Annotated in this window: 20 protein-coding genes; all 20 read right to left on the bottom strand. The window is 65.5% G+C overall.

Annotation, left to right across the window (positions count from 1 at the left end):
• Positions 1-61 precede the first annotated feature (61 nt).
• The gene (gene rpsM / locus AC5E6L_RS03350) at positions 62-430 is read right to left on the bottom strand and encodes a 30S ribosomal protein S13 (protein ID WP_491771286.1); all 369 of its coding nucleotides are present in this window, start codon (positions 428-430) and stop codon (positions 62-64) included.
• Positions 431-643: 213 nt separating this feature from the next.
• Positions 644-1,228 (bottom strand): adenylate kinase, encoded by a 585-nt coding sequence (locus tag AC5E6L_RS03355; RefSeq protein WP_491229801.1) that lies wholly within the window; start codon positions 1,226-1,228, stop codon positions 644-646.
• On the bottom strand, positions 1,225-2,565 hold the full coding sequence (gene secY, locus AC5E6L_RS03360) for a preprotein translocase subunit SecY (RefSeq protein WP_491229802.1): 1,341 nt from the start codon (positions 2,563-2,565) through the stop codon (positions 1,225-1,227). The genes AC5E6L_RS03355 and secY overlap by 4 nt, the downstream gene beginning before the upstream one ends.
• A 161-nt stretch (positions 2,566-2,726) precedes the next feature.
• Positions 2,727-3,221 carry a 50S ribosomal protein L15 gene (gene rplO, locus AC5E6L_RS03365; RefSeq protein WP_491229803.1) on the bottom strand — a complete coding sequence of 165 codons (495 nt, stop codon included), beginning with the start codon at positions 3,219-3,221 and terminating at the stop codon, positions 2,727-2,729.
• A gap of 16 nt (positions 3,222-3,237) precedes the next feature.
• Positions 3,238-3,432 (bottom strand): 50S ribosomal protein L30, encoded by a 195-nt coding sequence (gene rpmD / locus AC5E6L_RS03370; RefSeq protein ID WP_491229804.1) that lies wholly within the window; start codon positions 3,430-3,432, stop codon positions 3,238-3,240.
• Positions 3,433-3,436: 4 nt separating this feature from the next.
• On the bottom strand, positions 3,437-4,012 hold the full coding sequence (gene rpsE / locus AC5E6L_RS03375) for a 30S ribosomal protein S5 (protein WP_491229805.1): 576 nt from the start codon (positions 4,010-4,012) through the stop codon (positions 3,437-3,439).
• Positions 4,013-4,088: 76 nt separating this feature from the next.
• Positions 4,089-4,451 carry a 50S ribosomal protein L18 gene (gene rplR / locus AC5E6L_RS03380; RefSeq protein WP_491229806.1) on the bottom strand — a complete coding sequence of 121 codons (363 nt, stop codon included), beginning with the start codon at positions 4,449-4,451 and terminating at the stop codon, positions 4,089-4,091.
• A 12-nt stretch (positions 4,452-4,463) separates the two neighbouring features.
• A complete protein-coding gene (gene rplF, locus AC5E6L_RS03385; RefSeq protein ID WP_491229807.1) occupies positions 4,464-4,997 on the bottom strand; it encodes a 50S ribosomal protein L6 in 534 nt (177 codons plus the stop codon).
• A 48-nt stretch (positions 4,998-5,045) separates the two neighbouring features.
• Positions 5,046-5,444 (bottom strand): 30S ribosomal protein S8, encoded by a 399-nt coding sequence (rpsH, locus tag AC5E6L_RS03390; protein WP_491229808.1) that lies wholly within the window; start codon positions 5,442-5,444, stop codon positions 5,046-5,048.
• Positions 5,445-5,456: 12 nt separating this feature from the next.
• Positions 5,457-5,762, bottom strand: a complete 306-nt coding sequence (rpsN, locus tag AC5E6L_RS03395; protein ID WP_491229809.1) for a 30S ribosomal protein S14 — start codon at positions 5,760-5,762, stop codon at positions 5,457-5,459.
• Positions 5,763-5,787: 25 nt separating this feature from the next.
• A complete protein-coding gene (gene rplE, locus AC5E6L_RS03400) occupies positions 5,788-6,351 on the bottom strand; it encodes a 50S ribosomal protein L5 (protein WP_491229810.1) in 564 nt (187 codons plus the stop codon).
• Positions 6,344-6,655 (bottom strand): 50S ribosomal protein L24, encoded by a 312-nt coding sequence (gene rplX / locus AC5E6L_RS03405; RefSeq protein ID WP_491771292.1) that lies wholly within the window; start codon positions 6,653-6,655, stop codon positions 6,344-6,346. Before rplX ends, rplE begins: the two co-directional genes overlap by 8 nt.
• A gap of 12 nt (positions 6,656-6,667) precedes the next feature.
• A complete protein-coding gene (rplN, locus tag AC5E6L_RS03410) occupies positions 6,668-7,036 on the bottom strand; it encodes a 50S ribosomal protein L14 (protein ID WP_491229812.1) in 369 nt (122 codons plus the stop codon).
• 50 nt (positions 7,037-7,086) lie between these two features.
• Positions 7,087-7,341 carry a 30S ribosomal protein S17 gene (gene rpsQ, locus AC5E6L_RS03415; RefSeq protein WP_491771294.1) on the bottom strand — a complete coding sequence of 85 codons (255 nt, stop codon included), beginning with the start codon at positions 7,339-7,341 and terminating at the stop codon, positions 7,087-7,089.
• Positions 7,342-7,346: 5 nt separating this feature from the next.
• A complete protein-coding gene (gene rpmC / locus AC5E6L_RS03420; RefSeq protein WP_491230216.1) occupies positions 7,347-7,553 on the bottom strand; it encodes a 50S ribosomal protein L29 in 207 nt (68 codons plus the stop codon).
• Positions 7,554-7,564: 11 nt separating this feature from the next.
• Positions 7,565-7,978, bottom strand: a complete 414-nt coding sequence (rplP, locus tag AC5E6L_RS03425; RefSeq protein WP_491230215.1) for a 50S ribosomal protein L16 — start codon at positions 7,976-7,978, stop codon at positions 7,565-7,567.
• 21 nt (positions 7,979-7,999) lie between these two features.
• Positions 8,000-8,707 carry a 30S ribosomal protein S3 gene (gene rpsC / locus AC5E6L_RS03430; RefSeq protein ID WP_491230214.1) on the bottom strand — a complete coding sequence of 236 codons (708 nt, stop codon included), beginning with the start codon at positions 8,705-8,707 and terminating at the stop codon, positions 8,000-8,002.
• Positions 8,707-9,090, bottom strand: coding sequence for a 50S ribosomal protein L22 (gene rplV, locus AC5E6L_RS03435; RefSeq protein WP_491230213.1), 384 nt, complete (start codon positions 9,088-9,090; stop codon positions 8,707-8,709). The genes rpsC and rplV overlap by 1 nt, the downstream gene beginning before the upstream one ends.
• Positions 9,091-9,092: 2 nt before the next feature.
• Positions 9,093-9,371 carry a 30S ribosomal protein S19 gene (rpsS, locus tag AC5E6L_RS03440; protein ID WP_491230212.1) on the bottom strand — a complete coding sequence of 93 codons (279 nt, stop codon included), beginning with the start codon at positions 9,369-9,371 and terminating at the stop codon, positions 9,093-9,095.
• A gap of 12 nt (positions 9,372-9,383) precedes the next feature.
• Positions 9,384-9,837 (bottom strand): 50S ribosomal protein L2 (gene rplB, locus AC5E6L_RS03445; RefSeq protein WP_491771298.1); only part of this gene is annotated, 454 nt, incomplete at its 5' end.

Below are 9,837 nucleotides of genomic sequence, written 5' to 3' on the forward strand. Positions count from 1 at the left end.
GTCGATCGTAAAAGGCCGCCGTGCAATACGACCCACGACCGACGAACAACGACCGACTCAGTTACTTCTTCTTCCCTGCGATCGGCTTGGCAGGCCCCTTGCGGGTGCGGGCGTTGGTATGGGTGCGCTGGCCGCGCACAGGCAAGCTGCGGCGATGGCGCAGCCCGCGATAGCAGCCAAGGTCCATCAGGCGCTTGACGTTCATCGAGGTCTCGCGGCGCAGATCGCCCTCGACCTGATAGGCGCGGTCGATCGTCTCGCGGATCGACAGAACCTCGGCGTCGGTCAGTTCATGGACGCGGCGGGCCGGATCGATATTGTTCCTGGCGACGATATCGCCGGCGAATTTCGGGCCGATCCCATGAATGTACTGCAATGCGATCACAACGCGCTTTGCCGTCGGTATGTTGACGCCAGCGATACGGGCCACGCGGCTTCTCCTTCGATGCCCGGCGGGCCGGGTCTTTCGTCCTGTCCGGGGGTCCGGGTGTTATGGGTAGCGCCATCGATCAAAATGAAGGGACCGGAGCGGAAAGCCGCAACCGACCCTTGTCAATACGCAGGCGTAATAGGCGGTGCATATCGGGGAATCGCGGTGCGATGTCAACTCCCCGGCATCATGTTTTTGCCCTTGGCGCGCGCCTCAGAGTTCGTCCAGCACGGCGGCGATCTGCTCGCCGACCCCATCGATCGAAGCCATTGCGTCGACCGGGCGGAGCTTGCCCTTGGCATGATAATAACCGATCAGCGCCGCCGTCTTCTTGTGGTACTCGCGCAGGCGCTCATCGAAGACCTGAGGATTGTCGTCCTTGCGCACGGGCTGGCCGGCCGCGGCCGCCTCCTGGGCGCGCTTGACGATCCGGCCCACAAGGGCCTTGTCGTCGACGACCAGTTCGATCACCGCGTCGAGCGCGATGCCCTTGTCGGCCAAAATCGCCTCGACCGCGTCGGCCTGGGCGAGCGTGCGCGGATAGCCGTCCAGAATGAAGCCGCCCGCGCAGTCGGGCGCGTCGATCCGCTCGGAGACGATCGCATTGACGATATCGTCGGAGACGAGTTCGCCTGCGTCCATGATCGCCTTGGCGCGCCGGCCGACCTCGGTGCCGGCGGCAACGGCCGCGCGCAGCATGTCCCCGGTCGATAGCTGCACGATGCCGTGCCGATCCGCCAGGACGCGGGCCTGCGTGCCCTTGCCCGCCCCAGGCGGACCCAGCAATATCAATCTCATCTGCGCTTTTTCCCCCCACGCAGCTTGGACTTCTTGATCAAGCCCTCATACTGGTGGGCGATGAGATGTCCCTGCACCTGCGCCACCGTATCGAGCGTCACGCTGACGACGATCAGCAGCGACGTGCCTCCGAGATAAAACGGCACGCCGGTGCCCGCAATGAGAAATTCGGGCAACAGGCACACAAGAACGAGATAGATGGCGCCGACCACGGTGATGCGCGTCAGGACGTGGTCGATATATTCGGCCGTGCGCTGGCCGGGCCTGATACCCGGAATGAAGCCGGAATGATTCTTCAGATTGTCGGCCGTGTCCTGCGGGTTGAACACGATGGCCGTGTAGAAGAAGGCGAAGAAGGCGATCATCACAGCATAGAAGATCATGTAGAGCGGCTGGCCATGGCCCAGCGCGGCGAGCACGGCGGTGCCCCATTCGGGCAGGGTCGAGGTGTCGGAAAAGCCCGCCAGCGTCGCCGGCAGCAAGAGCAGCGAGGAGGCGAAGATGGGCGGAATGACGCCGGCCGTGTTCAGCTTGAGCGGCAGGTGCGAGGTGTCGCCCTGGAACATGCGGTTGCCGACCTGGCGCTTGGGATACTGGATCAGGAGCCGCCTTTGGGCGCGCTCGACGAAGACGATCAGCGCGATCACGGCGATCGCCAGGACGATGATGGCGATGATGAACGGCGTCGACATGGCGCCGGTGCGGCCCAGTTCGAGCGTGCCGGCGACCGCCCCGGGCAGCCCGGCGACGATGCCGGCGAAGATGATCAGCGAGACGCCGTTGCCGATGCCGCGCGCGGTGATCTGCTCGCCGAGCCACAAAAGGAACATGGTGCCGCCGACCAGCGTGATCACCGTGGAGATGCGGAAGAACCAGCCCGGATCGGCGACGATGTTGGCGCCGCTCTCAAGGCCGACGGCGATCCCGTAGGATTGCAGCGTCGCCAGCAACACCGTCAGATAGCGCGTATACTGGTTGATGACCTTGCGGCCCTGCTCGCCTTCCTTCTTGAGCTGCTCCAGCGTCGGGATGACCGACGTCATGAGCTGCACGGCGATGGCGGCCGAGATGTAGGGCATGATGCCGAGCGCGAACACGGCCATGCGCTCGACCGCGCCGCCGGTGAACATGTTGAACATGCCCAAGATGCCGCCCGCCTGGTTGGCGAAAGCCTGGGCATAGGCCTCCATGTTCAGACCCGGAATGGGAATGTAGGTGCCGAGCCGGTAGACAAGAAGGACGCCCAGCGTGAACCAGATGCGCTGCTTGAGCTCGGTGGCCTTGGCGAATGCGCCGAAGTTGAGATTGGCTGCGAGCTGTTCGGCGGCAGAAGCCATGAACGGTCTCCGTCTTGGGGCGCTCTCGCGCCGGTCGGGCCAGGCAAGCGCCGATCCCCGGCGGCGCGTTCGCGGATCTGGTCGCACATAGGCGCTGGCCCCGTGGGGCGCAAGCCGAAACCGAGGCCGAACCGGCGGCTCGGCCTCACATTGGCGTGGGTTCAGGCGTCGGCCGCTTCGGCGTCCGGCCTGGCTCCGGCGGCGAGAATGGTCACCGACCCGCCGGCCTTTTCGATCTTCTCGACGGCGGCCCTGGAGGCGCCGGCCACTTCGAGCGCGAATTTGGTCTTGGCCGCGCCGTCGGCCAGAACGCGAACGCCGTCCCGGACGCGGCGCAGGACGCCGGCCTCGACCAGCGCCTCGGCCGTCACGGGCTTCTTGGCGTCCAGCCTGCCGGCCTCGACGGCCTGTTCGAGCCGGGCGATCGACACGATGTTGTAGTCGGTCGAAAAAGGCGCGGTGAAGCCGCGCTTGGGCAGGCGCCGGTAGAGCGGGTTCTGACCGCCCTCAAAGCCCTTGATCGCCACGCCCGAGCGGGACTTCTGGCCCTTGACGCCCCGGCCGGACGTCTTGCCCTTGCCCGAGCCGATGCCGCGGCCGACGCGCACGCGCTTCTTGCGCGCGCCTTCATTGTCGCGCAGTTCGTTCAGTCTCATCGGGTCTCTCCGAAGCTCACTGTTCGTCCACGATGCGCACCAGATGGCGCACCTTGCGGATCATGCCGCGCACGGCCGGCGTGTCTTCCAGGGTGCGGCGGCGGTGCATCTTGTTCAAACCCAGCCCGATCAGCGTCTGGCGCTGGTCGGCGGGACGGCGGATCGGCGAGCCGGTCTGCTCGACGGTGATGGTCTTGCTTGCCTCGGCCATGGTGCTATTCCTCCGCGCCGATCAGTTCACGGCGGCGCGCCTGGAGCGTGGAATGCTTGATGCCGCGCTGGGCGGCGATGTCCTTGGGATGCATCTGCCGCTTGAGCGCGTCGAAGGTGGCACGAACCATGTTGTAAGGGTTCGAGGTCCCGGTCGACTTGGCGACCACATCATGCATGCCGACGGTCTCGAAGACGGCGCGCATCGGGCCGCCGGCGATGATGCCGGTGCCGGGCGGCGCCGCGCGCAGCAACACCTTGCCGGCGCCGTGACGGCCCTCGACGTCGTGATGCAGCGTCCGGCCGGACCTGAGCGGCACGAAGATCATATCGCGCTTGGCGCTCTCGGTCGCCTTGCGGATGGCCTCGGGCACCTCGCGCGCCTTGCCGTGGCCGAAACCGACCCGGCCCTTCTGGTCGCCGACGACGACGAGCGCGGCGAAGCCGAAACGCCGGCCGCCCTTCACCACCTTGGCGACACGGTTGATGTGAACGAGCTTGTCGACGAATTCGCTTTCGGCCTCGTCGCGATCACGCCTGCGATCGCGATCCCGTCCGCGCTGCCCGCGCTCCTGTGCCATGTCCTTGTCCCTTGTTCTTTTCCGGTCTCTGGCGGTTGGTTCTGCCCGGCGGTCATCCCGCCGGACGGTTCGATGATCAGAAGTTGAGCCCGCCCTCGCGGGCGGCGTCGGCCAGCGCCTTGACGCGGCCGTGGAAGAGATAGGCGCCGCGGTCGAAGACGACGTCGGTGACGCCGGCCTTGGCGGCACGCTCGGCGACGAGCTTGCCGACGGCGGCGGCGGCATCCGTGTCGGCGCCGGTCTTCAGCGCCTTCCTCAGGTCGGCATCGAGCGTGGAGGCGGCGGCCAGCGTCCGGCCGGCGCTGTCGTCGATCACCTGGGCGTAGATGTTCCTGGAGGACCGGAACACGGAGAGGCGCGGCCGGCCGCTCCCGACCTTCTTGAGCTGGCGACGCACGCGGCTGGCGCGCTTGACCAGGGCCTGTTTGGAAGCTGGCATGGTTGCGATTCCCTACTTCTTCTTGCCTTCCTTGCGGACGATCGTCTCTTCGGCGTATTTGACGCCCTTGCCCTTATAGGGCTCGGGCGGGCGGAATTGGCGGATCTCGGCGGCGACCTGCCCGAGCTGCTGCTTGTCGATGCCGGACAGGACGATCTCGGTCGGCTTGGGCGTTACCGCTGCAACGCCCTCGGGCAGTTCATAGATCACATCATGGCTGTAGCCGAGCGCCAATTGGAGCTTCTTGCCCTGCATGGCGGCGCGGTAGCCCACGCCGTTGATCTCCAGCTTGCGCTCGAAACCGCTTTTGACGCCGGTCATGATGTTCTCGATCATGGTGCGCGACATGCCCCATTTGGAGCGGGCGTCCTTGGTCTGCTGGCGCGGCTCGACGCTGATGGCGCCTTCCTGCATGGCGACCAGGACCTCGTCGTTGACCACATAGGTCAACTCGCCCCTGGGGCCCTTGGCGGTCACGGTCTGCCCGTCGACCGAGGCGGTCACGCCCTGGGGAATTGCGACCGGCTTCTTTCCGATACGAGACATGGCTTTATCCGTCCGTGTTCACACTTCGGTGGAGAGGGCGGGCCGGCATCAGAAGACGCGGCACAGATATTCTCCGCCGACATTCTTCTCGCGGGCCTCGTGATCGGCCATCACACCTTGCGGGGTCGAAAGGATGGCGATGCCAAGACCGTTGGCGACATGCTCGATCGACCTGGCGCCGACATAGACCCGTCGACCGGGCTTCGAGACGCGCTCGATCCTGCGGATGACCGGTTCGTTTTCATAATATTTCAATTCGATCTCGAATTCGGACTTGCCGTTGCCGAACTCGATCTGGCTGTAGCCGCGGATATAGCCCTCGGACTGCAACACGTCGAGGACGCGCGCGCGCAGCTTGGAAGCCGGCGTCGAGATCGAATTCTTGTGGCGATGCAGGCCGTTGCGGATGCGGGTCAGCATATCGCCGACGGGATCGGAAACCGACATTGAAGCCTCCCCTTACCAGCTCGACTTGACCACGCCCGGCACCTTGCCGAGCGAGCCCAGTTCACGCAGCGCGATGCGCGACATTTTCAGTTTGCGGTAGTAACCGCGCGGACGGCCCGAAACCTCGCAGCGGTTGCGCACGCGCACCCTGGCCGAGTTGCGCGGCATCTCGCTCAGCTTGAGCGTTGCGCGGAAGCGCTCCTCGATCGGGCGCGAGCGATCCATCACGACGGCCTTGAGTTCGGCGCGCTTTCTCGCATGGCGGTCGACCAGCTTGCGCCGGTGCCTGTTCTTTTCGACTGCGCTGACTTTTGCCATCTGGCTTTCCTTTCTACGCCCGCCGTCAGTGCTGCTGGCTGAACGGGAAGTTGAAGGCACGCAGCAGTTCGCGCGCCTCCTCGTCCGTCTTCGCACTCGTGCAAACGATGATGTCCATGCCCCGAACCTTGTCGACCTTGTCGTAATTGATCTCGGGGAAGACGATTTGCTCCTTCAGGCCCATGGCGAAGTTGCCGCGGCCGTCGAAGCTCCTGGGATTCAGGCCCCGGAAATCGCGAACGCGCGGCAAGGCGATGTTCACGAGCCGGTCCATGAATTCATACATGCGGTTGCCGCGCAGCGTCACCTTGGCGCCCAGCGGCATCTCCTCGCGCACCTTGAAGCCGGCAATCGAGTTGCGCGCGCGCGTGACGACGGCCTTCTGGCCGGTGATCAGCGACAGTTCCTCGGCGGCGGCGGCGGGACGCTTGGAATCGGTGACGGCGTCGCCGACGCCCATGTTCACGACAATCTTTTCGACCTTGGGGATCTGCATCAAATTGTCATAGTTGAAGCGCTCGCGCAGCTCGCCGCGAATGGCGTCGCGATATTTGGTCTTCAACCGGGGCTCATAGGCGGTGTCAGCCATCGATCACTTCTCCGGAGCGCTTGGCGAAGCGCATTTTCTTGCCGTCTTCGAGGCGGAAGCCCACGCGGGTCGGCTTGCCGTCCTTGGGGTCCGCGACCGCCAGGTTCGACAGGTCGATCGGCGCTTCCTTGGCAATGATGCCCGCCTCGCGCGATGCGGTCTGGCGCTGGTGGCGCCTGACCATGTTGATGCCGGCCACCAGCGCGGCGCCGTCCTTCGGCATCACCTGGATCACGCTGCCCCTGCGGCCCTTGTCCTTGCCGGCGAGCACGACGACCTCGTCGCCCTTCTTGATCTTCTGCATCGGACCTGTTCCTTAAAGCACTTCGGGAGCCAGCGAAATGATCTTCATGTGGCTTCTGGCGCGCAGCTCGCGCGGCACGGGGCCGAAGATGCGGGTGCCAACCGGCTCCTTGTTGTTGTTGACCAGAACGGCGGCGTTGCCGTCGAACCGGATGACGCTGCCGTCGGGGCGACGGATGTCCTTTGCGGTGCGCACGACGACCGCCTTCATCACATCGCCCTTCTTGACGCGGCCGCGCGGGATCGCCTCCTTGACCGACACGACGATGATGTCACCGACGGACGCATATTTTCGCTTCGAGCCGCCCAGCACCTTGATGCACTGGACGCGGCGCGCGCCGGAATTGTCGGCGACATCGAGATTTGTCTGCATCTGAATCATGACGCGATGCCCTTGTTCTTCTTGTCAAACAGCGCCGCAGCGCTCCGTCCTCATCCTTCGGCGCCCGCCGCCGCCTCGTCCGCCAGCACGGCCCAGCGCTTGTTCCTGGAGACCGGCGCGCATTCGACGATGCGCACCATGTCGCCCACCTTGAACCGGTTGGCCTCGTCATGGGCCTGGTAGCGCTTTGTGCGGCGCACGGTCTTCTTCATCAGCGGGTGCGAGAAGCGGCGCTCGACGCGCACGACCACCGTCTTGTCGTTCTTGTCGCTGACCACGACGCCCTGCAATATTCGTTTCGGCATGTCCGTTACCCTTGGGCCTTTCCGGCGCTGGCCTTTTCGGCCGCGATCGTCTTGATGCGGGCGATGTCGCGGCGCACCTGGCGCACCCGCGCCGCGTTTTCGAGCTGTCCCGTCGCCGCCTGGAAGCGCAGCGAGAACTGTTCCTTCTTCAATTCGGCCAGCTTGTCGGCCATCTCGTCGGCGGTCATCGCCCGAACGTCTACGGCTTTCATCGCGGTTACTCCTATTCGGCGATGCGCTGAATGAAGCGCGTCTTGACCGACAGTTTGGCGGCCCCAAGGCGCAACGCCTCGCGCGCCACGTCCTCGGGCACGCCGTCGATTTCGAACATCACCCGCCCCGGCTTGACGCGCGCGGCCCAATGGTCGACCGAGCCCTTGCCCTTGCCCATGCGCACCTCGGTCGGCTTGGAGGTGACCGGCACGTCGGGGAAGACGCGGATCCAGACGCGGCCGGCGCGCTTCATATGGCGGGTGATCGCGCGGCGGGCCGCCTCGATCTCGCGCGCGTTGACGCGGTTCGGCTCCAGCGCCTTAAGGCCGTAGGCGCCGAAGTTGAGATCCGTGCCGCCCTTGGCGTGCCCGCGGATCCGGCCCTTGAACTGCTTGCGGAACTTGGTCCGTTTGGGTTGCAACATCTACTTCACTCCTGCCCGCGATCAGGCGTTCTCGCGGCGGCGGGAGCCCGAACCGGGGGCGTCCTGCTCGCTGGCGCGGCGCTCGGACGCCATCGGGTCGTGTTCGAGGATCTCGCCCTTGAAGATCCAGACCTTGATGCCGATGATGCCGTAGGCGGTCTCGGCTTCGGCGGTGCCGTAATCGACGTCGGCGCGCAGCGTGTGCAGCGGCACGCGGCCCTCGCGGTACCATTCGGTGCGGGCGATCTCGGCGCCGCCCAGGCGACCGGCCGAGTTGATCCGGATGCCCTCGGCGCCAAGGCGCATGGCCGACTGGACCGCGCGCTTCATGGCGCGGCGGAAGGCGACGCGGCGCTCAAGCTGCTGGGCGATCGACTGGGCGACGAGCGTCGCGTCGATCTCGGGCTTGCGCACCTCGACGATGTTCAGAACGGTGTCGGCGTCGGTGAAGGTCGACAGTTTGCGGCGCAGCTTCTCGATGTCGGCGCCCTTCTTGCCGATGATGATGCCCGGACGCGCCGAGTGGATCGTCACGCGGCACTTCTTGTGCGGACGCTCGATCACGATCTTGGAGACGGCGGCCTGCTTGAGTTCCTTTTCCAGATATCGGCGGATCCTGAGGTCCTCGTGCAGAAGCTGGCCGTATTCGCCGGTGTTGGCGTACCAGCGCGAATCCCAGGTGCGGTTGACGCCGAGGCGGAACCCGACCGGATTGATCTTCTGGCCCATCAGGCGGCCTCCTCTTCGACTTCGCGCACGACGATCGTCAGGTGCGAGAAAGGTTTGGTGATCCGGCTGGCCCGGCCGCGCCCGCGCGCGTGAAAGCGCTTCATGACGATCGACTTGCCCACATAGGCTTCCGACACGACCAGCGCGTCGACATCGAGGTCATGATTGTTCTCGGCGTTGGCGATGGCGGACTCCAGCGTCTTGCGCACCGTGCCGGCGATCCGCTTGCGCGAGAATTCGAGATCGGCCAGCGCCGCATCGACCTTCTTGCCGCGGATCATCTGGGCGACGAGGTTGAGCTTCTGCGGGCTGACACGGACCATCCGCGCCACCGCGCGGGCCTCATTGTCGGCCAGCCGCCGTTCTGCCTTCGGCTTGCCCATCGTTACTTCCTTCTCGCCTTCTTGTCGGCGCCATGGCCGTAATAGGTGCGCGTCGGCGCGAACTCGCCGAACTTGTGGCCGACCATGTCCTCGGACACGGACACCGGAATATGCTTCTTGCCGTTATAGACGCCGAAGGTCAGGCCCACGAACTGCGGCATGATGGTCGAGCGCCGGGACCAGATCTTGATGACGTCATTGCGACCGGATTCACGGGCCTTCTCCGCCTTCTTGAGCAGATAGCCGTCGACGAACGGGCCTTTCCAAACTGAACGAGCCATGAAGCGGTGTCCTTACTTCTTGCGCTGGTGGCGCGAGCGCATGATGAATTTGTCGGTCTGCCTGTTCGAGCGCGTGCGCTTGCCCTTGGTCGGCTTGCCCCAGGGGGTGACCGGATGGCGGCCGCCCGAGGTGCGGCCCTCGCCGCCGCCATGGGGGTGGTCGACCGGGTTCATGACGACGCCGCGCACATGCGGCCGGCGACCGAGCCAACGCTTGCGGCCCGCCTTGCCCAGATTGATGTTGGCGTGGTCGGGGTTGGAGACGGCGCCGACCGTGGCAAAGCAGCTCTGCTGCACCAGGCGCTGCTCGCCCGAGTTCAGCCGCAGGATCGCCATGCCCTGGTCGCGGCCGACAAGCTGCGCATAGGCGCCGGCCGAACGGGCCACCTGGGCGCCCTTGCCGGGCTTGAGTTCGACATTGTGGACGATCGTGCCGACCGGCATGGCACCCAGCGGCATCGCATTG

This window comes from Roseitalea sp., assembly GCF_984466335.1.